We start from the raw sequence: 21,572 nt of genomic DNA on the forward strand, positions 1-21,572 counted from the left end.
CTATCGGTCTCTCAGCAAGGCCAGCACCGCCTCGGCCGCCTGGTTGGAGGCGTCACGGCGCAGGGTGCGGTGAATCTGATCGAAGCTTTCGGTCTGCTGTGTGCCATTGCCGATCAGCGGCGCCACGGTCTGGGCCAAGGCTTCGCTGGTGGCGGCATCCTGCAGCAACTCCGGCACCAGCAGGCGCTGGGCCAGCAGGTTGGGCAGCGACACGTAGGGGCTCTTCACCATGCGCTTGAGAATCCAGTAGGTCAGCGGCGCCAGGCGATAGGCGACCACCATGGGCCGCTTGTACAGCAGCGCCTCCAGGGTCGCGGTGCCCGAAGCGATGAGCACGGCGTCACAGGCCGCCAGGGCCTGGTGCGAGCGACCATCGAGCAGGGTTACCGGCAGATCGCGCCCTTGCAGCATCTGTTCGAGCTGAGCACGTCGCGCCGGGTTGGCGCAGGGCGAGACAAAACGCACGCCCGGCACGAGTTCACGCAGCCGCTGGGCTGTATCGAGAAACAACTCGCCCAGACGGCCGACTTCGCCACCGCGACTGCCCGGCATCAACGCCACCAACGGCCCATCGCCAGCACCTATCGCCTCACGGGCCGCCTGGCGGTCGGCCTCGAGGGGGATCGTGTCAGCCAGCGGATGACCGACGAAGCGCACCGGAACGCCCTGCTCTTCATAGAACTTCGCTTCGAAGGGGAACAGGGTGAGCATCAGGTCGCAGCCTTCGCGAATCTTGAGCACGCGCTTCTGCCGCCAGGCCCATACCGAAGGGCTCACGTAATGCACGGTCTTGATCCCGGCCTGACGCAGCTTCAGTTCGATATTGAGGGTGAAATCCGGCGCATCGATGCCGATGAATACGTCGGGCTTTTCGGCGATCAGGGTGCTGATCAGCTCCTTTCGGCGCTTGAGCAACTCGCGCAGGCGCCCGAGCACTTCGACCAAGCCCATGACCGCCAGGCGCTCCATGGGGAAGTAGGACACCAGGCCCTCGGCTTCCATCAAGGGACCGCCGACACCGATGAAACGCACATCAGGATGGCGCGCCTTGAGGGCACGCATCAGACCGGAGCCAAGAATATCGCCACTGGCCTCACCCGCGACCAGCGCCACGCAAAGCTGGGCCATGTCAGCGGGTGATGCCGCGGGCGGAACTGAGAATCGACTGACGGAACAGCTCGACCTCGGGGAACTGGGAAGAAAGCTCGCCCAGCTCGTTGATCGCATCCTCCACGGTCAGGCCGTGGCGATAGACGATCTTGTAGGCACGGCGCAGGGCATGGATGACCTCGTCGCTGAAGCCCCGACGACGCATGCCCTCGAAGTTCATGCTGCGGGCCTCGGCAGGGCTGCCGAACACCGTGACGAACGCTGGCACGTCCTTGCCAATGGCTGTTCCCATACCGGAGAAGGCGTGGGCGCCGATGTGGCAATACTGGTGCACCAGGGTATAACCGGACAGGATCGCCCAGTCTCCCACGTGCACATGGCCGGCCAGCGCGGTGTTGTTGACCAGGATGCAGTGGTTACCGATGACGCTGTCATGCCCGATATGGGCATAGGCCATGATCAGGTTGTGGTCGCCCAGCGTGGTTTCCGAGCGATCCTGGATGGTGCCACGGTGAATGGTCACGCCTTCGCGGATCACATTGTGATCTCCGATCACCAGACGCGTGGGCTCACCCTTGTACTTGAGGTCAGGGGTGTCCTCGCCGATGGAGGAGAACTGGAAGATACGATTGTGCTTGCCGATGCGAGTCGGCCCTTTGAGCACCACATGAGGGCCAATGACGGTGCCCTCACCAATCTCCACGCCTGGGCCTACGATCGACCAGGGGCCTACCTCGACACCGTCGGCAATCTTGGCCGACGGATCGATGATCGCCCGAGGATCAATCGAACTCATAGGGAGCGTTCCGCGCAAGTGATCTCTGCCGAGCAGACCGGCTTGCCGTCGACCAGGGCGCGGCACTCGAACTTCCAGATCATGCTCTTGCGGCTGAGGAACTTGGCTTCCAGCACCAGCTGGTCACCAGGCAGCACCGGCTGGCGGAAGCGCAGCTTGTCGGAGCCGACGAAATAGTAAAGGGTGCCGTCCGCCGGTTTGGCATCGAGCATCTTGAATCCGAGAATCCCGGCCGCCTGGGCCATCGCCTCGATGATCAGCACGCCCGGCATGATTGGATGCGCCGGGAAGTGGCCATTGAAGAACGGCTCGTTGATGCTGACATTCTTGTAGGCACGAATGCTCTGGGCCTCGAAATCCAGATCCGTCACCCGGTCCACCAGCAGGAACGGGTAACGGTGAGGCAGGTATTCGCGAATCTCGTTGATGTCCATCATTTCGGGGGGAAGCCTGTAATAAGAATAGGGAGCGCAGGTGCTGACCATACGCTCCTTTTGCAATCCAAAGAGGAGCCAGCTAGCGTCTGTTCACTCTTGCTCAGGGAATGGTATCAGCCTTCTGATGCCGGCTGGCCACCTGAGGTCACGGTATCGACACGTTTTTCCACCTGCTGGAGACGCTTGGACATTTCATCCAGCTGGCGGATACGCGCGGCGCTCTTGCGCCATTCGGCCAAAGGTTGCATGGCCGTGCCGGAAGAATAGCCGCCCGGTTCAGTGATCGAACGGGTGACCATGGTCATACCGGAAACGAATACGTTGTCGCAAACATCGATGTGACCCACCATGCCGACGCCACCGGCGATCATGCAATGCTTGCCGATGCGCGTGCTGCCGGAAATCCCGACACAGGCCGCCATCGCCGTGTGGTCACCAACCTGCACGTTGTGGGCGATCTGGATCTGGTTGTCGAGCTTGACGCCATTGCCGATTCGGGTGTCCGACAGGGCCCCACGGTCAACGGCGGTATTCACGCCGATCTCAACGTCGTCACCCAGGGTAACGCCGCCGATCTGGGCGATCTTCTGCCACACGCCCTTCTCGTTGGCAAAGCCAAAGCCTTCTCCACCGATCACGGCACCGGACTGGATCACCACGCGCTTACCGATGGTCACGTCGTGATACAGCGTGACACGCGGTGCGAGCCAGCCGCCCTCACCGATCACACAACGTGCGCCAATGAAACAGTGGGCACCGATCGTCACGTTCGCGCCGATCCGCGCGCCGCTTTCGATCACCGCAAACGGGCCGACACTGGCGCTGGCATCGACCTGCGCGTCCTCATGCACCACGGCGCTGGGATGGATTCCCGCCACAGCCTTGGGCTTTGGATCGAACAGGTGCGAAATCCGGGCGTACGCAAGGTAGGGGTCCGCCACGATCAGTGCGTTTCCGGCGAAGCCTTCGGCGTCCTCGGCCTTGAGCAGCACCGCGCCTGCCTGGGAATCGTCCAGGTATTTGCGATACTGCTTGTTGGCAAGGAAGCTCAACTGCCCGGCGGTGGCCTCCTGCAAGGTGGCCAACCCGGTGATCTGTAGGGTCTCGGGGCCTTTGAGTTGCGCCCCGAGGGCCTCGGCCAGCTGGCCGAGCGTCATGGTCACGGTCATATCAACGGGCTTGATTCATGCGCTCGATGACTTGGCGGGTGATGTCGTATTGCGGCTTGACATCGATTACCGCGCCGCGCTCGAGCACCAGGTCGTAGCCGCCTTTCTTGATCACTTCCTCAACAGCGCCGTCCAGTTTGGGCTTGAGCTGCTTGAGCATGTCACGGTCAGCTACGGCCTTGGCCTCGTTCAGCTCCTTGGACTGGAACTGGAAGTCGCGGGCCTTTTGCTTGAACTCGAGTTCCAGACGCTCGCGCTCCTGCTGTTGCATCTTGTCGCCGCCCTTGATCAGACGGTCCTGGATGCCTTTGGCGCTGCTTTCCAGGTTCTTGAGCTTGGTCAGCTGCGGACCGAACTTCTTCTCGGCATCGACGGCGTACTTCTTGGCTGCGTCGGATTCGAGCAGTGCCATCTGATAGTTCAGCACGGCGACCTTCATTTCGGCGAAAGCCGGGGTGGCGACCAGCGCCGCGGCCATCACGGCCAGTTGGGTCAACTTACGCACGATGCACTCCTGGATAAACCGTTGTCGTTAAGCAAGGGCCGACCTTAGAAGGTCTGGCCCAGAGAGAATTGGAACACTTGGGTATCGGCGTCGTTCGGCTTCTTCACCGGCATCGCCAAGCTGAAGCTCAGCGGCCCCAGCGCAGTGATCCAGGTGACACCCAAGCCGACAGAGCTTGCCATGCCCGAGAAGCCGACCTTTTCGCAATCAGGCTTGTTGCCGCAATTGGTGTCGAACACGTTACCCACATCCCAGAACACGGAAGTGCGCAGGGAGCGCTGGTCCTTGACGAACGGCAGCGGGAACAGCAACTCGGCACCGCCCTGGACGAGGACGTTACCACCGAACGGCAGCGGGTCCTGATCCGGGTCCTTGATGGTGCCCGGCTTGGTGCCCTGGCTCGGCGTACTGCGTGGCCCCAGGCTGCTGTCCTTGAAGCCACGTACCGAGTTGAAACCACCCGCGAAGTAGTTCTCGTAGAACGGCAGGCCGTCGGTGGAACCGAAACCATCACCATAGCCCAATTCGGTGTGCAGGCGCAGGGTGTAGTCGTTGGTGATTGGCTTGAACAGCTGGCCGCGGTAGTCGATCTTGAAGAACGAAAGGTCGCTGCCCGGGGTGGTCACTTCGGCGCTCAGGCTCTGAGAGTGGCCACGGGTCGCCAGAACACCTTTGTTGAGGGTCGATTCCGACCAACCGGCCGAGGCCTTGAAGTTCAGGAAGCTGTCGCCGCCTTCCTTGTCGAGGAAGTCGAAGATCTCATCGACGGTGTACTTGCCGGTCTTGATCTTGTCCTGCTGTACGTTCAGGCCGAAGGTCAGGCGCGAGGTTTCGCTGATCGGGTAACCCACGCTGACACCAGCGCCCAGGCTGTCCACCGCATAGCTGGCCACGTCGACGTCGAGATCGTTATAGTCGGTGCTGCGATAGAAGGCGTTGTAGCCCAGGCTGACGCCATCGGCGGTCCAGTAGGGATCCACGAAGCCAAAGTTGTAGCGCGTCTGGTATTCCGAACGGGTCAGACCGACGGACACCTTGTTACCGGTACCCAGGAAGTTGCTCTGGCTGATCGAACCCCCCAGGATCAGACCCGCGCTCTGGGCGAAACCGACGCTGGCGGTGATCGAACCGGAAGCCTGCTCCTCGACGCTGTAGTTGACGTCAACCTGGTCGTCGGTGCCCGGCACCGGTGGGGTTTCGACGTTGACTTCCTTGAAGAAGCCCAGGCGCTCCAGACGGGTCTTGGACTGGTCGATCAGGTAGGTCGAAGCCCAGCCGCCTTCCATCTGGCGCATTTCGCGGCGCAACACTTCGTCTTCGGTCTTGGTGTTGCCGCGGTAGTTGATACGGTTGACGTAGGCACGCTTGCCCGGATCGACCACGAACATGATATCGACGGTGTGGTCTTCGTCGTGGGGCTGCGGTACGCCGTTGACGTTGGCGAAGGTATAGCCTTCGTTGCCCAGGCGACGGGTGATCAGGTCGGAGGTGGTGGTCATCACCTTGCGCGAGAACACCTGGCCTGGCTGCACCAGCAACAGCGACTTGACCTGGTCTTCCGGCACTTTGAGATCACCGGAGAGCTTCACGTCGCGGACGGTGTACTTCTCGCCTTCATTGATGTTGACGGTGATATAGACGTGCTTCTTGTCCGGGGTGATGGACACCTGAGTGGAGGCGATGTCCATGTTGATGTAGCCGCGGTCCAGGTAGTAGGAGCGCAGGCGCTCCAGGTCACCGGAGAGCTTCTCGCGGGCGTACTTGTCGTCGTTCTTGAAGAAGGACAGCCAGTTGGTGGTCTTGAGCTCGAACAGCTGGCCCAGCTCCTCGTCATCGAAGACGTTGTTGCCAACGATGTTGATGTGCTGGATAGCAGCGACGGTGCCTTCGTTGATCTTGATCTTCAGGCCGACACGGTTGCGTGGCTGCGGCACCACTTCAGCATCGACTTCGGCCGAGTAGCGGCCCTGGGCAACGTACTGGCGTTGCAGTTCGTTACGCACGCCTTCGAGGGTCGCGCGCTGGAAGATTTCACCTTCGGCCAGGCCAGACTGTTTCAGGCCCTTCATCAGGTCTTCGGTGCTGATCGCCTTGTTGCCTTCGATCTCGATGCTCGAAACCGATGGGCGCTCGACCACATTGATGATCAGGACATTGCCGTCGCGGCTCAGCTGGATGTCCTGGAAGAAGCCGGTCTTGAACAGAGAGCGCGTGGACTCGACCAGGCGGCGATCATCGGCCTGATCACCCACGTTCAAGGGCAAGGCACCGAACACGCTGCCCGCGGAGACCCGCTGCAGACCGTTGACGCGAATATCGGAGATGGTGAAGGACTCGGCGTGAACTTCAGCGATCATCAGTGCGGAGAGGACCGCAGTTAGCAGCAGACGTTTCATGAAGTCCTTTTATTCCAACTGGCAATAAACAACCCGCCGCGATAAGACGGCAGGTTCGTTCGCAATTGAGCGAAGCTTTTTATAGTCGACCCAGATCGTTGATCAGGGCGAGCAACATCACCCCAATGACCAAACTGATACCGATCTGGACCCCCCAACCTTGCACCCGATCCGAGAGCGGACGACCGCGCGCCAGCTCGATCAGGTAAAACAGCAAATGCCCCCCATCCAGTACTGGAATGGGCAGCAGGTTAAGAACCCCCAGGCTTATGCTCAGGTAGGCCAGGAAATTCAGGAAATCCCCCATGCCCGACTGGGCTGAAGCGCCCGCCACTTTAGCAATGGTTATCGGTCCGCTCAAGTTTTTTACCGAGAGCTCCCCGAACAGCATTTTCTTCAGCGATTCAAGGGTCAGGACGCTCATGTTCCAGGTCCGGGAAAGGCTCTCGCCCACCGCATCCAGCGGCCCGTAGCTGATTTCGCGAAGCATGTCGGCAGGCCATTCGACCGCCTTGACGCCAGCCCCCAGATACCCCCCGGACGCCTGCCCTTCCCCGCGACGGGCGAGGGTTACCGGGACATCCAGCTGCGCACCATCACGCTCGACGTGCAGCCGCACCTTGGCCTCGGGGCGCGCGCGAACGCTGTCCACGACTTGCTGCCAGTCCTTGAGGGCGACACCGTCAAGAGCGAGCAGTGTGTCGCCGGTCTTGAGCCCTGCAGCAGCCGCCGGCCCCTTGGGATCGATCTCGGCAAGCACCGGGGTTATGGCTGGACGCCAGGGGCGCAACCCCAGCGACTGGATCGGATCCGGCTCGTCGACACCTTTGAGCCAATGATCAAGGTTGATTTCATGCTGACGCTCGACGGTAGCGCCCTCATCACGCACACCGACCCGCAAGGTGCCGCTCTCGCCGAGACGGCGTACCAATTGCAAATTGACTGCCGACCAGCCGTTGGTCGGTTTGCCATCGATCGATACCACTTCCTGCCCTGCGACCAGACCGGCGGAGGCCGCCAGGCTTCCCGACTCGACCGCACCGATGACCGGACGAACCTGCTGGGATCCGAGCAAAGCCACGACCCAGAAGAAGAGGATCGCCAAGAGGAAGTTGGCAACGGGGCCCGCAGCGACGATAGCGATGCGCTGGCCTACCGGCTTGCGGTTGAAGGACTGCCCGAGCAGCGCAGGCGGCACTTCGCCTTCGCGCTCGTCAAGCATCTTGACGTAACCCCCCAGGGGAATGGCCGCCACCACGAACTCGGTGCCATGACGATCGTGCCAGCGCACCAACGGCGTGCCAAAGCCCACCGAGAACCGCAGCACCTTGACGCCACAGCGTCGCGCAACCCAAAAGTGGCCGAACTCATGGAAAGTGACCAATACACCCAGAGCGACCAGGGTGCCGATTATCATGTAGAGCGCTGTCATAACCATCTCCGAATGACGTTCAGCCCATCCCTGGAACTCGCGGCTTGCAAGGCTTGAGCATGCAGGCCACCAGCATCAGTAACCGCGACGCCTCAACCATTCACGGGAAAGCTCCCGCGCCCGCTGATCGGCGGCGAACACCGCCTCCAGTGTCGGCAGCGCCACCACTGGCTCCTGGTCAAGCACCTGTTCGATCATACCCGCGATCTCGGGGAAGCGGATACGCCGCTGGAGAAATGCCTCCACAGCCACTTCGTTGGCGGCATTGAGCACGGCAGGCGCGCTGTTACCGGCCTCGGCAGCCTGCCGCGCCAGGCGCAGACAGGGGAAGCGCTGCTCGTCGGGCGCCTGGAAATCCAGACGGGCGATCGCGAACAGATCCAGCGGCGCGACACCGGAATCGATACGCTCTGGCCAGGCCAGGGCATTGGCGATCGGTGTGCGCATGTCCGGATTGCCCAGCTGAGCGAGCACCGAACCGTCGATATAATCCACCAGCGAATGGATGACGCTCTGTGGATGCACCACCACTTCCACTTTTGCCGGCGCCGCATCGAACAGCCAGCAGGCCTCGATGAGCTCCAGCCCCTTGTTCATCATGCTGGCCGAATCGACGGAAATCTTGCGCCCCATGGACCAGTTGGGATGGGCGCAGGCCTGTTCGGGCGTCACATCCGCCAGCGCGGCCACGGGCGTCTCACGGAACGGCCCGCCCGAAGCGGTCAGCAGGATACGGCGCACGCCTACCTGGGCCAAGCCCCGCGCGTGGTCGGTCGGCAGGCACTGGAAGATCGCGTTGTGCTCGCTGTCGATCGGCAACAGCACGGCACCACTGCGCCGCACCGCATCCATGAACAGGGCACCGGACATCACCAGCGCTTCCTTGTTGGCCAGCAACACCTTTTTGCCCGCCTCGACGGCAGCCAAGGTCGGACGCAGGCCCGCAGCACCGACGATGGCCGCCATCACGGCGTCCACTTCGGACGCTGAAGCGACCTGGCACAGGCCAGCCTCCCCTTCCAGCACCTCGGTGGCGCAACCGGCAGCCACCAGCCCGTCACGCAGGCGCGCAGCGGCATCGGCGCTCGGCACCACGGCATAGGCCGGACGGTGCCGCACGCACAGGGCATGCAGTTCATCGAGACGGGAATAACCGCTCAGGGCAAATACCTGGTAGCGCTCTGGATGGCGCGCGATGACATCCAGGGTGCTGAGGCCGATCGAACCGGTGGCGCCCAGCACAGTGATGCGTTGCAGGCGACTCACATGACACCCCATTCGGCCGCCCAGAGCAGCACGGCGAACATCGGGATCGCCGCGGTCAGGCTATCGATGCGATCAAGCACGCCACCATGCCCTGGCAACAGATTGCTGCTGTCCTTGATGCCTTCGCGACGCTTGAACATGCTCTCGGTCAGGTCACCGATCACTGAGGACATGACCACGACCACAGCGCCCAGCAGGCCAAGCAGCACCTGCCCGAAGCTCCAGTCACGGGCCAGGCCCACGCCCAGGGCGATCAGCAGGCTGACGGCCATGCCGCCATAGACACCTTCCCAGCTCTTGCCCGGACTGACCTGTGGTGCCAGCTTGCGCTTGCCAAATGCACGCCCGGCAAAATAGGCACCGATGTCGGCCGCCCAGACCAGCACCATCACCGCCAGGATCAGCCAGTTGCCCAACTGCCAGTGCTTGAGCAGCACCAGGCCTTGCCAGGCTGGCAGCAACACCAGCAGCCCGATCAGCAGACGGCAGGCGGCACTGGCCCACAGTTCACTGGTACGCGGATAGGTGAGTACCAACCAGGTGGCAAGCGCCCACCAGATCACCGACGCTCCCAAGACCCAGGGTGCCAGGTCCGGCATCAGGTAGAGCAGCATCAATGCCCCGGCCACCACGGCGGCATAGGCCAGGCGCAGCGGTTGGGCCACCAGCCCTGCCAGCCGCGCCCACTCCCAGGCACCGATGGTCACCACGAGGCCGATGAACAAGGCGAACTCCCCACCGTTGAGCAGGAAGAAACCACCCAGCGCGATCGGCAGCAGGATCAGCGCGGTAATGATGCGTTGTTTAAGCATTAAGCACGAGCTCCAGCCTCGACCTGCTCGCTGGTCTTACCGAAGCGGCGCTGGCGCGAAGCGAAATCGGCCAGGGCGTTGCGCATGGCCTCGTGTTTGAAGTCCGGCCAGTACAGGTCGGAGAAGTACAGCTCGGCATAGGCCAGCTGCCACAGCAGGAAGTTGCTGATGCGGTGCTCGCCCCCGGTGCGGATGCACAGGTCTGGCAGCGGCAGGTCACCGGTGGCCAGGCACGTTTGCAACAGGCCGGGCGTGATGTCCTCGGGGCGCAGGTGGCCCGCCTGAACTTCACGCGCCAGACGCTGTGCAGCCTGGGCGATATCCCACTGCCCACCGTAGTTGGCGGCAACCTGCAGGATGAAGCGGTCGTTGCCGGCAGTCAGGGCTTCGGCTTCGCGCATTGCAGCCTGCAACTCAGGATGGAAGCGCGAGCGATCGCCAATGATCCGCAGGCTGATCTTGTTCTCGTTGAGGCGTCTGGCTTCACGGCGCAGGGCCGTGAAGAAAAGCTCCATCAGCGCACCGACCTCATCGGCCGGACGCTGCCAGTTCTCACTGGAGAAAGCGAACAAGGTCAGCACCTCGACCCCGGCCTCGGCACAGACTTCGATCACCGCACGCACGGCATCGACGCCCGCTTTGTGCCCGGCAACGCCGGGCAGCAGGCGCCGCTTGGCCCAGCGATTGTTGCCATCCATGATGATCGCGACGTGACGCGGCACCGAAGGCGATGCCGCTGACTTGGTCTTTTCCATGAGAGAACCCCCGGCCTCAAACGGCCATCAGGTCCTTCTCCTTGGCTTCCAGAGCCTTGTCGACTTCAGCGATGAACTTGTCGGTCAGCTTCTGCAGCTCGTCGGCGGCGCGACGCTCTTCGTCTTCGCTGATTTCCTTGTCCTTGGCCAGCTTCTTGAGATCGGCCAGGGCATCGCGACGCACGTTGCGCACCGAAACCTTGGCGTCTTCGGCAACGCCACGAGCCTGCTTGGTGTAACCCTTGCGGGTTTCCTCGGTCAGGGCTGGCATCGGCACGCGGATGGTGGTGCCGGCGCTCGACGGGTTCAGACCCAGGTCGGAGGTCAGGATGGCCTTCTCGATGGCGGCGCTGAGGTTCTTGTCGTGCGCCACGATCTTCAGGGTACGGGCGTCTTCGACGGTGATAGCAGCTACCTGGTTCAGCGGCATCTCGCTACCCCAGGCCGGCACCTTGACGCTGTCCAGGATGCTCGGGTGAGCGCGACCGGTGCGGATCGCCGCCAGGTTGCGACCCAGGGCCTCGATGGACTTGCCCATGCGCTCCTGAGCGTCTTTCTTGATGTCGTTGATCATGCTTCGCCTTCCTCGATCAGAGTACCTTCAGCGCCACCCACCACGATGTTCAGCAGGGCGCCAGGCTTGTTCATGTTGAATACCCGCAATGGCATCTTGTGGTCGCGGCACAGGCAAATTGCGGTCAGGTCCATGACACCGAGCTTGCGATCCAGAACCTCGTCGTAGGTCAGGTGATCGAACTTCTCGGCGTGCGGATCCTTGAATGGATCGGCAGTGTAGACACCGTCGACCTTGGTCGCCTTCAGCACCACATCGGCATCGATTTCGATGGCGCGCAGGCAGGCTGCGGAGTCGGTGGTGAAGAACGGGTTGCCGGTACCGGCGGAGAAAATTACCACATCCCCGGAGTTGAGGTGACGAATAGCTTTGCGACGATCGTAATGATCGGTGACGCCGACCATGGAAATGGCGGACATGACCAAGGCCGGGATATTCGAGCGCTCCAGGGCGTCACGCATGGCCAGGGCGTTCATCACGGTCGCCAGCATCCCCATGTGGTCGCCAGTGACGCGGTCCATGCCGGCTGCGCTGAGCGCTGCGCCGCGGAACAGGTTGCCCCCACCGATCACCAGGCCGACCTGAACACCGATGCCGACGAGCTGGCCGACTTCCAGAGCCATGCGATCAAGTACTTTCGGGTCGATCCCGAACTCTTCCGAGCCCATCAGGGCCTCGCCGCTAAGTTTGAGCAAAATGCGTTTATAGCGAGGTTGGCGACCACTCACCTGCTGGGCCATTGCGAGTCTCTCCTGCGGCGTCTTAAGTAAATTCTGCGCGGGCTGGGTAACAGCCTGCTAACTGTAGCGTGGCGCTGCTTCAGCGCCAGCGGAGCCTGGCCGGATAAACCCGGCTCCGGTTTGACAAAGAGGCTGCGCGCGTGAGCGGGCAGCCTCTTTGGGGCGACAGACGAGTCCGTCTTACTGCTTGGCGGCAGCTACCTGGGCGGCAACTTCTTCAGCGAAGTTGTCGACAGGCTTCTCGATGCCTTCGCCGACCTTGAAGTAGGTGAAGGAAACGATTTCAGCACCGGCTTTCTTGGCCAGGTCGCCGACTTTGACTTCCGGGTTCATGACGAAAGCCTGCTCGACCAGGGAGGCTTCAGCCAGGAACTTCGAGATACGACCTTTGATCATGTTCTCGACGATGTTTTCTGGCTTGCCAGCGATCTTGTCAGCGTTCAGCTGCAGGAAGACGCCCTTCTCGCGCTCGATGGCTTCGGCCGAGACTTCCGAAGGCAGCAGGAACTCTGGGTTCGAAGCTGCAACGTGCATGGCGATGTTCTTGGCCAGCTCGACGTCGCCGCCTTTCAGGACGACAGCGGCACCGATCTTGTTGCCGTGCAGGTAGGCACCGACAACGTCACCTTCAACGCGCGCCAGACGGCGGATGTTGACGTTTTCGCCGCACTTGGCGACCAGGGCTTCACGAGCGGCTTCGCGCGAGGCGATCAGCGGGGTTGCGTCGGTCAGCTTCTGGGCGAAGGCTTCTTCGATGCTTTCAGCGACGAAGTTCTTGAAGTCGTCTTGCAGAGCCAGGAAGTCGGTCTGCGAGTTCACTTCCAGCAGGACGGCGGATTTACCGTCGGTCTTGACGGCGATAGCGCCTTCAGCGGCAACGTTGCCAGCTTTCTTGGCAGCCTTGATCGCGCCCGAAGCGCGCATGTCATCAATGGCTTTCTCGATGTCGCCGCCGGCCTTTTCCAGGGCCTTTTTGCAATCCATCATGCCTTCGCCAGTACGCTCACGCAGTTCTTTTACCAGCGCTGCAGTAATTGCTGCCATTTCAAAATCCTCTTGGAAAGTTTTTCAACCATTCCACCCGCTCAATCACGGGCGTTCAATTCTGGAAACCCACTGTCTTGGTGTCAGCACCCTACAGGATGCGACGTGATGCTGACAGGAGGATTTCAGGTGGCAAAAAGGGGGCCAAGCCCCCTTTTTGCGTGCCAAGTAGACGCAGGCGTCAATTACTCGGCAGCTGGTGCCGCCGCTTCTTCAGCGTAAACTTCGGTGCCGCCAGCAACGTTGTTGCGGCCGCGGATGACGGCGTCAGCCATCGAAGTCATGTACAGCTCGATGGCGCGGATGGCGTCGTCGTTGCCTGGGATGATGTAATCGACACCTTCCGGGCTGCTGTTGGTATCGACAACGCCGATGACCGGGATGCCCAGCTTGTTGGCTTCGGTGATCGCGATGCGCTCGTGATCAACGTCGATGACGAACAGTGCGTCAGGCAGACCGCCCATGTCCTTGATGCCGCCCAGGCTGCGATCCAGTTTTTCCAGGTCGCGGGAGCGCATCAGGGCTTCTTTCTTGGTCAGCTTGGCGAAAGTACCGTCTTCGGCCTGGGTTTCCAGGTCGCGCAGACGCTTGATCGAAGCACGGATGGTCTTGTAGTTGGTCAGCATGCCGCCCAACCAGCGGTGGTCAACGTATGGCGAACCGCAACGAGCAGCTTGCTCGGCGACGATCTTGCCAGCGGAACGCTTGGTGCCGACGAACAGGATCTTGTTCTTGCCCTGGGCCAGGCGCTCTACGAACGACAGAGCGTCGTTGAACATCGGCAGGGTTTTTTCCAGGTTGATGATGTGAATCTTGTTACGCGCGCCGAAAATGAACTTGCCCATTTTCGGGTTCCAGTAACGGGTCTGGTGGCCGAAGTGCACACCGGCCTTCAGCATATCGCGCATGTTGACTTGGGACATGATAGTTCCTTGATAAGTCGGGTTGGGCCTCCACGTATCCCAATGACCAACCCGCGAGCCCATCGGACTCGGAGCACCCAGGTCATCGTGTCGACACGTGTGTGGGTTTGAGCTTCCGGAGGACCTCCCCCGAAAGCGGCGCATTTTATACCACAGACCGCGAGCGAACGGAACCCGGTTGATGTCTCGTCCGTCAGCGGCTTTTGCAGCAGCCTGGCAATCGCGCCAGAATGCCTTCGATAGACAGCAGAACCTGCGCCTTTATCCCGACAGATTGGCGCCCTGCTCTGCTAGAATCCGGCCTTTCCCGTTTGTTCGCGCCCTCGTGGCGCCGTAGAGAGCCTGTAATGACCGTCACCATCAAGACCGCAGAAGACATCGAGAAGATGCGCATCGCCGGCCGCCTGGCCGCCGAAGTCCTCGAGATGATCGAGGAACACGTCAAGCCCGGTGTCACCACCGAAGAACTGGACCGCATCTGCCACGACTACATCGTCAACGTCCAGCAGGCCATTCCGGCGCCGCTCAACTATAAAGGCTTCCCCAAGTCGATCTGCACCTCGATCAACCATGTGGTCTGCCACGGCATCCCCAATGAGAAGCCGCTCAAGGATGGCGACACCATCAACATCGACATCACCGTGATCAAGGATGGCTACCACGGCGATACCAGCCGCATGTTCCATGTCGGCACCGTCGCCCCGTGGGCCGAGCGCCTGTCCAAGGTGACCCAGGAGTGCATGTACAAGGCCATCGAACTGGTCAAGCCGGGTTGCCGCCTGGGCGATATCGGCGAAGTCATCCAGAAGCACGCCGAGAAGAACGGTTTCTCCGTGGTTCGCGAGTTCTGCGGCCATGGCATCGGCAAGGTGTTCCATGAGGAGCCGCAGGTGCTGCACTACGGCCGCGCCGGCACCGGCATGGAACTCAAGGAAGGCATGACCTTCACCATCGAGCCGATGATCAACCAGGGCAAAGCCGACACCAAGGTGCTGGGCGACGGTTGGACCGCCATCACCAAGGACCGCAAGCTCTCGGCCCAGTGGGAACACACCATCCTGGTGACCGCCACCGGCTACGAGATCTTCACCCTGCGCAAGGACGACACCCTCCCGCGCACCTCGGCCTGACCCTGGGCCAACCACACAGGAACGCGACTCGATGACCCAGGTGGATCCCGAGCTGTTCGACCGGGGCCAGTTCCAGGCGGAACTGGCCCTCAAGGCAAGCCCCATCGCGGCCTTCAAGAAAGCCATCCGCCAGGCGGGTACGGTGCTCGACCGACGCTTTCGGGGGGGCTGCGAGATCCGCCCCCTCATCGAGGCCCGCGCCTGGTTCGTCGACAACATCCTGCAACAGGCCTGGAACCAGTTCGATTGGCGCGACCAGACCGGCATCGCCCTGGTGGCCGTCGGCGGCTATGGCCGTGGCGAGTTGCACCCCTGGTCGGATATAGACCTGCTGATCCTGCTCGACAGCGCCGAGCATGAGCAGTATCGCGATGCCATCGAGCGCTTCCTCACACTGCTCTGGGACATCGGCCTGGAAGTCGGCCAGAGCGTGCGCACGGTCGATGAATGCGCCGAACAGGCCCGCGCCGACCTGACCGTCATCACCAACCTGATGGAAAGCCGCACCATCGCCGGCCCCGAAGCCCTGCGCCAGCGCATGCTGGATGTGACCAGCACCGAGCACATGTGGCCGAGCAAGGAGTTCTTCCTGGCCAAGCGCGCCGAACTCAAGGCCCGCCACCACAAGTACAACGACACCGAATACAACCTCGAACCCAACGTCAAAGGCTCTCCAGGCGGCCTGCGCGACATCCAGACCGTCCTCTGGGTGGCGCGCCGGCAGTACGGCACACTGAACCTCCACGCCCTAGCCGGTGAAGACTTCCTGCTGGAAAGCGAGAACGAGCTGCTGGCCTCTTCCCAGGCCTTTCTGTGGCGCGTGCGCTACGCCTTGCACATGCTTGCCGGGCGCGCCGAGGACCGCCTGCTGTTCGACCACCAGCGCAGTATCGCCGCACTGCTCGGCTACAGCGATGAGAACCCCAAGCGGGCCATCGAGCAGTTCATGCAGCAGTACTACCGGGTGGTGATGAGCATCAGCCAGCTGTGCGACCTGATCATCCAGCACTTCGAGGAAGTCATCCTCGCTGACGAGGACAGCGGCACCACCCAGCCGCTCAATGCTCGCTTCCGCCTGCACGATGGCTACATCGAAGCGGTGAGCCCGAACGTGTTCAAGCGCACGCCATTCGCCATGCTGGAGATCTTCGTGCTGATGGCCCAGCACCCGGAGATCAAGGGCGTGCGCGCCGACACCGTGCGTCAGCTGCGTGAACACCGTCACCTGATCAACGACAAGTTCCGCAACGATATCCGCAACACCAGTCTGTTCATCGAGCTGTTCAAGTGCGAGATCGGCATCCATCGCAACCTGCGCCGAATGAACCGCTACGGCATCCTTGGCCGTTACCTGCCGGAATTCGGCCTGATCGTCGGGCAGATGCAACATGACCTGTTCCACATCTATACGGTCGATGCCCACACCCTCAACCTGATCAAGCACCTGCGCAAACTACAGTACACCCCGGTGTCGGAGAAATTCCCGCTGGCCAGCAAGCTCATGGGCCGCCTGCCCAAACCCGAGCTGATTTACCTGGCCGGCCTGTATCACGACATCGGCAAGGGTCGCCAGGGCGACCACTCCGAGCTGGGCGCGGTGGACGCACAGGCCTTCTGCGAGCGCCATCAGTTGCCCGCCTGGGACAGCAAACTGATCGTCTGGCTGGTGCAGCAGCACCTGGTGATGTCCACCACCGCCCAACGCAAGGACCTCTCCGACCCACAGGTGATCAACGATTTCGCCCTGCTGGTGGGCGACGAGACACGCCTGGACTACCTCTACGTGCTGACCGTGGCCGACATCAACGCCACCAACCCCAGCCTGTGGAACTCCTGGCGCGCCAGCCTGCTGCGCCAACTCTATACCGAGACCAAGCGCGCCCTGCGCCGGGGCCTGGAAAACCCGCTGGACCGCGAGGAGCAGATCCGTCAGACGCAGACCGCGGCACTGGACATCCTGGTACGCGAGGGCACCGACCCGGACGATGTGGAGCAGCTCTGGGCCCAGTTGGGAGACGATTACTTCCTGCGTCACACCGCCGCCGACGTGGCCTGGCACAGCGATGCGATCCTCCAGCAACCGGCCGATGGCGGCCCGCTGGTGCTGATCAAGGAAACCACCCAGCGCGAGTTCGAAGGCGGCACGCAGATTTTCATCTATGCACCGGACCAGCACGACTTCTTCGCCGTGACCGTGGCTGCGATGTCCCAGCTCAACCTGAACATCCATGATGCACGGATCATCACCTCCAGCAGCCAGTTCACCCTCGACACCTATATTGTCCTGGACAACGACGGCGGCTCGATCGGCGACAATCCACAGCGGGTCAAGCAGATCCGCGACGGCCTGACCGAAGCCCTGCGCAATCCCGAGAACTACCCGACCATCATCCAGCGCCGGGTGCCGCGCCAGCTCAAGCACTTCACCTTCGCCCCGCAGGTGACCATTCACAACGACGCCCAGCGGCCGGTGACCATCCTCGAGATCACCGCGCCCGACCGCCCTGGCCTGCTGGCCAGGATCGGCAGGATCTTCCTGGAGTTCGACCTGTCGCTGCAGAACGCCAAGATCGCCACCTTGGGCGAGCGCGTGGAAGACGTGTTCTTCATCACCGATGCCAACAACCAGCCGCTGTCCGACCCGCAACTGTGCCTTCGCCTGCAGGAAGCCATCATCAAGCAGTTGCAGGCCGGCCAGGCCAGCGACGCCAGCCCGACCCGCGTGACCTTTTAACGATTAGACGATTGACGAGACCTTGCGCCGATGAACCATGCCCTGACCCAGCTTCAGCCCTACCCGTTCGAGAAACTCCGCGCCCTGCTGGGCAGCGTGAAGCCTGCGGCGGACAAGCGCGCCATCGCCCTGTCGATCGGCGAGCCGAAGCACGAATCGCCGGCGTTCGTCGCCCAGGCCATCGCCGACAACCTCGACAAGCTGGCGGTGTACCCGAGCACCATCGGTCTGCCGGCCCTGCGCCAGGCCATCGGCCAATGGTGCGAACGACGCTTCGGCGTACCGGCCGGCTGGCTCGATGCCGACCGCCATATCCTGCCAGTCAACGGCACCCGCGAAGCGCTCTTCGCCTTCACCCAGGCCGTGGTCAACCGCGCCGATGACGGCCTGGTGGTCAGCCCCAACCCGTTCTACCAAATCTATGAAGGCGCGGCCCTGCTGGCAGGCGCCACGCCGCACTACCTGCCGTGCCTGGAAAGCAATGGCTTCAATCCTGACTTCGACGCCGTACCGGCCGAGGTTTGGAAGCGTTGCCAGATCCTCTTCCTGTGCTCGCCCGGCAACCCCACCGGCGCCCTGGTGCCGATGGATACCCTGAAGAAACTGATCGCCCTGGCCGATGAGCACGACTTCGTGATCGCCGCCGACGAGTGTTACAGCGAGCTGTACTTCGACGAAGACGCCCCGCCACCTGGCCTGCTCAGCGCCTGCGCCGAGCTGGGCCGCAGCGATTTCGCGCGCTGCGTGGTGTTCCACAGTCTGTCCAAGCGCTCCAACCTGCCAGGCCTGCGCTCCGGCTTCGTGGCCGGCGATGCCAAGATCATCAAGCCATTCCTGCTCTATCGCACCTACCACGGCTGCGCCATGCCGGTGCAGACCCAACTGGCAAGCGTCGCGGCCTGGCAGGACGAAGCCCATGTGCGCGAGAACCGCGACCAGTACCGGGCCAAGTACGACGCGGTGCTGGACATTCTCCAGCCCGTGATGGACGTGCAGCGTCCCGATGGCAGCTTCTACCTGTGGGCCAAGGTGCCCGGCAGCGATGCTGACTTCACCCGCGATCTGTTCGAAGCCGAGCATGTGACCGTGGTGCCGGGCTCGTATCTGTCTCGTGAAGCGGATGGGGTCAACCCAGGTGCTGGCCGCGTGCGCATGGCGCTGGTCGCACCGCTGGCCGAGTGCATCGAGGCGGCGGAGCGGATTCGCGCATTCCTGATGCGCTGAAATGGCGACACGCGCTTGAGCAATATGTACCGCACCTAGCCATTGGCGACAGGCAAAGCTCCGCAAACCTTTTCTCATTGCGGAGCTTTTCCCTTGAATTCACTGATCTTTCCTCGTCGACGCGCGCCCCTGGACATGCAACAAGCGCACGCCCTGGCGATCGCTGAAAACCCTCGCAACGCCGGCCCCGCGCCGCAGGCCAATCGCCGCAAACGCGCCCTTGCCGTACATGGCAAGCTATGGCGCCCAGGCCGTACGATTTGGGTCTCATTCCTGGGCTCGCCTAATCGGCGCCTGAAGACCGATATCTTCGACCTGGCCAGCCAATGGCTAGACCAATCCGACGCCAACCTGTCGCTCGAGCTTGCGCTGGATGACAACCCGCGGGCGCAGATCCGGGTACGTGCACACCCGTCGCTGGTGCACAACGAATCCCTGGTTGGCACCGACGCGCTGACGGCGAGGGGCGAAACCATGAACCTGAACGTTGTACCGGCACATCCCAGCTTCGAACATGTCGTGCTGCATGAATTCGGCCACGCCCTGGGCGCGGAGCACGAGCATCAGCACCCTGGGGCAAACATCCCCTGGAACCTGCCCGAGGTGCTGAAAAGCGTCACCGCGATACCGGGCTGGACCTACCAGCATGTGATGCAGGAAATGATCAGTACGCGGGATGACGTCGGCCTGATCAAGACCGACTACGATCCCGGCTCGGTCATGCACTATCCGGTTCCCCAGTCCTTCACCTTAGGCGACTGGGAAATAGGGCTGAACAGTGAGCTGAGCGAAAAAGACCTCGCGTTCATGCGCCTGGCCTATCCCCACGACTGATGGCCTCAGCGCACCTGGCCTAGGTTCGCCTCACTGAGGTCGAGTTCGCCCAGCACCTGGCGCACCACCTCATCGCCCACCAGATGCTGGCGATGCAGGTTGTACAGTTCAAGCCGCTGGGCGCGCAGCGCACGCAGGCGTAGGCGACGCTCCAGCAGGTCCATCTGCTCGGCCAGGGCTCGGGCCTCCGCCGAGTCGTTGTAGCTGTCCAGTTCATCGCGGTATTCGGCCATCAGACGCGCCTTCAACTCGGTGGCCAAGGTGGCCTGGGTTGCGTCCTGCGGGGCGCTGGTATCGATCACTTCCTCCGCCTCCAGCGCATGGATCGCCGCTTCTGCCGTCCGTCGCCAGGCCTCCTGGACCTCCTGGCGCAAGCGATCATCCGGGCTGCGGGTAACGCCGCGCAGCAGGACCGGCAAGGTGATCACCGCACAGATCAGCGACAGCAGGATCACCCCCGCGGCAATGAAGATGAGCAGGTCGCGCTCAGGGAAGGCTTTACCGGCCCCCATCAGCAAAGGTATCGACATCACACCGGCCAGGGTCACGGCACCGCGTACCCCACCCAAGGTCAGCAGCCAGCAGGAGCGCGCAGTCGGCAGCAGCACCAGCTCCGGCTTGCCGCGCCAGCGCCTCACCACACCGATCGCACGCCAGATGCTCTGCACCCAGATGAAACGCAACAGGATCAGTGCCGCGAAGATGGCCACCACGTCAAGGCAGCGCCAGGCCAACGTTGGCCATACCGCGGCTTCATCGGTGACCACGGCCTTGACGATGTCCGGCAACTGCAACCCCAGCAACAGGAAGATCAGGCCATTGAAGGCGAACTCCAGCAGCGACCAGACACTGCGATTGAGCAGGCGTGTGCTGGTCTGGCGCGGCAACAGGTCGAGCCAGCTCTGCATCATCCCCGCTGCCACCGCTGAGAGGATGCCCGACACTCCCAGGCGCTCGGCCAACACATAGGCGGCGAACGGCAGCAGCAGCATGAACACCACATGGGTCGCCGGATCGTCCCAGCCCCGGGTGATCATCCACATGCGCAGGCGCCCGACCAGCCAGCTCAGTACCACGCCCACACCCAGGCCACCCAGGGCGACAAGCACGAAAGTGAGGCTGGCATCGGCCAACGAAAACACACCGGTAATGGCCGCAGCCAGGGCGAACTTGAAGGTCACCAGACCCGAGGCATCGTTCATCAGCGCTTCGCCCTGGAGCATGTGCATCAGCGGCGTGGGCAGGCGGTCCTGGGTGATGGCCGATACCGCCACCGCATCGGTAGGCGACAGCACTGCCGCCAGGGCGAAGGCCACCGCCAGGGGAATGTTTGGCAGCAGCCAGTGAATGAAGTAACCGGCACCGACCACGGTGAACAGCACCAGCCCCACTGCCAGCGCCACCACCGGCCCGCGGATGCGCCATAGTTCACGCTTGGGCATGCGCCAGCCATCGGCGAACAGCAAGGGAGGCAGGAACAGAAACAGGAACAACTCCGGATCCAGCGCGACATGCAGCCCGAGGGTGGGCCAGGCCAGCAGCGCCCCGGCGCCAATCTGCACCAGCGGCAGTGGCAGCGGAATCACCCGCCCCACCAACTTCGACAAGCTCACCAGCATCAGCAGGATTAGAACGGTATAGGCTGACTGCATCGGCAAAGCTTCCTCTATGAACGGACAAACGACAGCGCA

19 protein-coding genes are annotated in these 21,572 nt (G+C 62.3%); 4 read left to right on the forward strand and 15 right to left on the reverse strand.

The features are described 5' to 3' along the window. The 14 genes from lpxB to rpsB form a co-directional block, all read right to left on the reverse strand. A complete protein-coding gene (gene lpxB, locus IEC33019_RS18055; RefSeq protein ID WP_099593821.1) occupies positions 1-1,128 on the reverse strand; it encodes a lipid-A-disaccharide synthase in 1,128 nt (375 codons plus the stop codon). Position 1,129: 1 nt separating this feature from the next. Next, positions 1,130-1,906 carry an acyl-ACP--UDP-N-acetylglucosamine O-acyltransferase gene (gene lpxA / locus IEC33019_RS18060; protein WP_070094121.1) on the reverse strand — a complete coding sequence of 259 codons (777 nt, stop codon included), beginning with the start codon at positions 1,904-1,906 and terminating at the stop codon, positions 1,130-1,132. Then, the gene (fabZ, locus tag IEC33019_RS18065) at positions 1,903-2,343 is read right to left on the reverse strand and encodes a 3-hydroxyacyl-ACP dehydratase FabZ (RefSeq protein ID WP_003252314.1); all 441 of its coding nucleotides are present in this window, start codon (positions 2,341-2,343) and stop codon (positions 1,903-1,905) included. Before fabZ ends, lpxA begins: the two co-directional genes overlap by 4 nt. 113 nt (positions 2,344-2,456) lie before the next feature. Continuing rightward, positions 2,457-3,512: a UDP-3-O-(3-hydroxymyristoyl)glucosamine N-acyltransferase gene (gene lpxD / locus IEC33019_RS18070; protein WP_070094122.1), complete on the reverse strand. Its 1,056-nt coding sequence runs from the start codon at positions 3,510-3,512 to the stop codon at positions 2,457-2,459. Position 3,513: 1 nt separating this feature from the next. Further along, the gene (locus IEC33019_RS18075; RefSeq protein WP_043208855.1) at positions 3,514-4,017 is read right to left on the reverse strand and encodes an OmpH family outer membrane protein; all 504 of its coding nucleotides are present in this window, start codon (positions 4,015-4,017) and stop codon (positions 3,514-3,516) included. A gap of 44 nt (positions 4,018-4,061) precedes the next feature. After that, positions 4,062-6,413, reverse strand: coding sequence for an outer membrane protein assembly factor BamA (gene bamA, locus IEC33019_RS18080; RefSeq protein ID WP_070094123.1), 2,352 nt, complete (start codon positions 6,411-6,413; stop codon positions 4,062-4,064). 79 nt (positions 6,414-6,492) lie between these two features. Then, positions 6,493-7,845 carry an RIP metalloprotease RseP gene (gene rseP / locus IEC33019_RS18085; RefSeq protein ID WP_070094124.1) on the reverse strand — a complete coding sequence of 451 codons (1,353 nt, stop codon included), beginning with the start codon at positions 7,843-7,845 and terminating at the stop codon, positions 6,493-6,495. 75 nt (positions 7,846-7,920) lie between these two features. Further along, complete coding sequence (gene ispC, locus IEC33019_RS18090) at positions 7,921-9,111, reverse strand: 1-deoxy-D-xylulose-5-phosphate reductoisomerase (RefSeq protein WP_070094125.1); 1,191 nt, start codon at positions 9,109-9,111, stop codon at positions 7,921-7,923. Next, entirely contained in the window at positions 9,108-9,923 is an 816-nt protein-coding gene (locus IEC33019_RS18095) for a phosphatidate cytidylyltransferase (RefSeq protein WP_070094126.1), read from the reverse strand. Before IEC33019_RS18095 ends, ispC begins: the two co-directional genes overlap by 4 nt. Beyond that, entirely contained in the window at positions 9,923-10,678 is a 756-nt protein-coding gene (gene uppS / locus IEC33019_RS18100) for a polyprenyl diphosphate synthase (RefSeq protein WP_070094127.1), read from the reverse strand. The genes IEC33019_RS18095 and uppS overlap by 1 nt, the downstream gene beginning before the upstream one ends. 16 nt (positions 10,679-10,694) lie before the next feature. Beyond that, positions 10,695-11,252, reverse strand: a complete 558-nt coding sequence (gene frr / locus IEC33019_RS18105) for a ribosome recycling factor (protein WP_070094128.1) — start codon at positions 11,250-11,252, stop codon at positions 10,695-10,697. Next, positions 11,249-11,992, reverse strand: coding sequence for a UMP kinase (pyrH, locus tag IEC33019_RS18110; RefSeq protein WP_043208871.1), 744 nt, complete (start codon positions 11,990-11,992; stop codon positions 11,249-11,251). Before pyrH ends, frr begins: the two co-directional genes overlap by 4 nt. Positions 11,993-12,172: 180 nt before the next feature. Then, on the reverse strand, positions 12,173-13,036 hold the full coding sequence (tsf, locus tag IEC33019_RS18115) for a translation elongation factor Ts (RefSeq protein ID WP_070094129.1): 864 nt from the start codon (positions 13,034-13,036) through the stop codon (positions 12,173-12,175). A 185-nt stretch (positions 13,037-13,221) separates the two neighbouring features. Then, a complete protein-coding gene (rpsB, locus tag IEC33019_RS18120; protein ID WP_043208878.1) occupies positions 13,222-13,959 on the reverse strand; it encodes a 30S ribosomal protein S2 in 738 nt (245 codons plus the stop codon). Positions 13,960-14,306: 347 nt separating this feature from the next. Here rpsB and map point away from each other — a divergent pair, with 347 nt between their 5' ends. The 4 genes from map (at position 14,307) to IEC33019_RS18140 (ending at position 19,881) form a co-directional block, all read left to right on the forward strand. Next, positions 14,307-15,089, forward strand: a complete 783-nt coding sequence (gene map / locus IEC33019_RS18125; protein ID WP_070094130.1) for a type I methionyl aminopeptidase — start codon at positions 14,307-14,309, stop codon at positions 15,087-15,089. Between the two features lie 31 nt (positions 15,090-15,120). Continuing rightward, positions 15,121-17,823 carry a [protein-PII] uridylyltransferase gene (locus tag IEC33019_RS18130; protein WP_070094131.1) on the forward strand — a complete coding sequence of 901 codons (2,703 nt, stop codon included), beginning with the start codon at positions 15,121-15,123 and terminating at the stop codon, positions 17,821-17,823. 30 nt (positions 17,824-17,853) lie between these two features. Then, a complete protein-coding gene (gene dapC, locus IEC33019_RS18135) occupies positions 17,854-19,047 on the forward strand; it encodes a succinyldiaminopimelate transaminase (RefSeq protein ID WP_070094132.1) in 1,194 nt (397 codons plus the stop codon). 93 nt (positions 19,048-19,140) lie between these two features. Beyond that, positions 19,141-19,881 carry a peptidase M12 gene (locus tag IEC33019_RS18140; RefSeq protein ID WP_139139906.1) on the forward strand — a complete coding sequence of 247 codons (741 nt, stop codon included), beginning with the start codon at positions 19,141-19,143 and terminating at the stop codon, positions 19,879-19,881. Between the two features lie 5 nt (positions 19,882-19,886). On the opposite strand, the gene IEC33019_RS18145 is transcribed toward IEC33019_RS18140, so the two are convergent. Next, the gene (locus IEC33019_RS18145; RefSeq protein ID WP_070094134.1) at positions 19,887-21,533 is read right to left on the reverse strand and encodes a Na+/H+ antiporter; all 1,647 of its coding nucleotides are present in this window, start codon (positions 21,531-21,533) and stop codon (positions 19,887-19,889) included. Positions 21,534-21,572 lie beyond the last annotated feature (39 nt).

It is taken from the genome of Pseudomonas putida, from assembly GCF_002741075.1.
Taxonomy (GTDB): Bacteria; Pseudomonadota; Gammaproteobacteria; order Pseudomonadales; family Pseudomonadaceae; genus Aquipseudomonas; species Aquipseudomonas putida_T.

Excerpts from the sequence above, each read along its gene's own strand:
- lpxB (WP_099593821.1), bottom strand. The coding sequence starts at position 1,128 with ATGGCCCAGCTTTGCGTGGCGCTGGTCGCGGGTGAGGCCAGTGGCGAT.
- lpxA (WP_070094121.1), bottom strand. The coding sequence starts at position 1,906 with ATGAGTTCGATTGATCCTCGGGCGATCATCGATCCGTCGGCCAAGATT.
- fabZ (WP_003252314.1), bottom strand. The coding sequence starts at position 2,343 with ATGATGGACATCAACGAGATTCGCGAATACCTGCCTCACCGTTACCCG.
- lpxD (WP_070094122.1), bottom strand. The coding sequence starts at position 3,512 with ATGACCGTGACCATGACGCTCGGCCAGCTGGCCGAGGCCCTCGGGGCG.
- bamA (WP_070094123.1), bottom strand. The coding sequence starts at position 6,413 with ATGAAACGTCTGCTGCTAACTGCGGTCCTCTCCGCACTGATGATCGCT.
- rseP (WP_070094124.1), bottom strand. The coding sequence starts at position 7,845 with ATGACAGCGCTCTACATGATAATCGGCACCCTGGTCGCTCTGGGTGTA.
- IEC33019_RS18095 (WP_070094126.1), bottom strand. The coding sequence starts at position 9,923 with ATGCTTAAACAACGCATCATTACCGCGCTGATCCTGCTGCCGATCGCG.
- uppS (WP_070094127.1), bottom strand. The coding sequence starts at position 10,678 with ATGGAAAAGACCAAGTCAGCGGCATCGCCTTCGGTGCCGCGTCACGTC.
- frr (WP_070094128.1), bottom strand. The coding sequence starts at position 11,252 with ATGATCAACGACATCAAGAAAGACGCTCAGGAGCGCATGGGCAAGTCC.
- pyrH (WP_043208871.1), bottom strand. The coding sequence starts at position 11,992 with ATGGCCCAGCAGGTGAGTGGTCGCCAACCTCGCTATAAACGCATTTTG.
- tsf (WP_070094129.1), bottom strand. The coding sequence starts at position 13,036 with ATGGCAGCAATTACTGCAGCGCTGGTAAAAGAACTGCGTGAGCGTACT.
- rpsB (WP_043208878.1), bottom strand. The coding sequence starts at position 13,959 with ATGTCCCAAGTCAACATGCGCGATATGCTGAAGGCCGGTGTGCACTTC.
- map (WP_070094130.1), top strand. The coding sequence starts at position 14,307 with ATGACCGTCACCATCAAGACCGCAGAAGACATCGAGAAGATGCGCATC.
- IEC33019_RS18130 (WP_070094131.1), top strand. The coding sequence starts at position 15,121 with ATGACCCAGGTGGATCCCGAGCTGTTCGACCGGGGCCAGTTCCAGGCG.
- dapC (WP_070094132.1), top strand. The coding sequence starts at position 17,854 with ATGAACCATGCCCTGACCCAGCTTCAGCCCTACCCGTTCGAGAAACTC.
- IEC33019_RS18145 (WP_070094134.1), bottom strand. The coding sequence starts at position 21,533 with ATGCAGTCAGCCTATACCGTTCTAATCCTGCTGATGCTGGTGAGCTTG.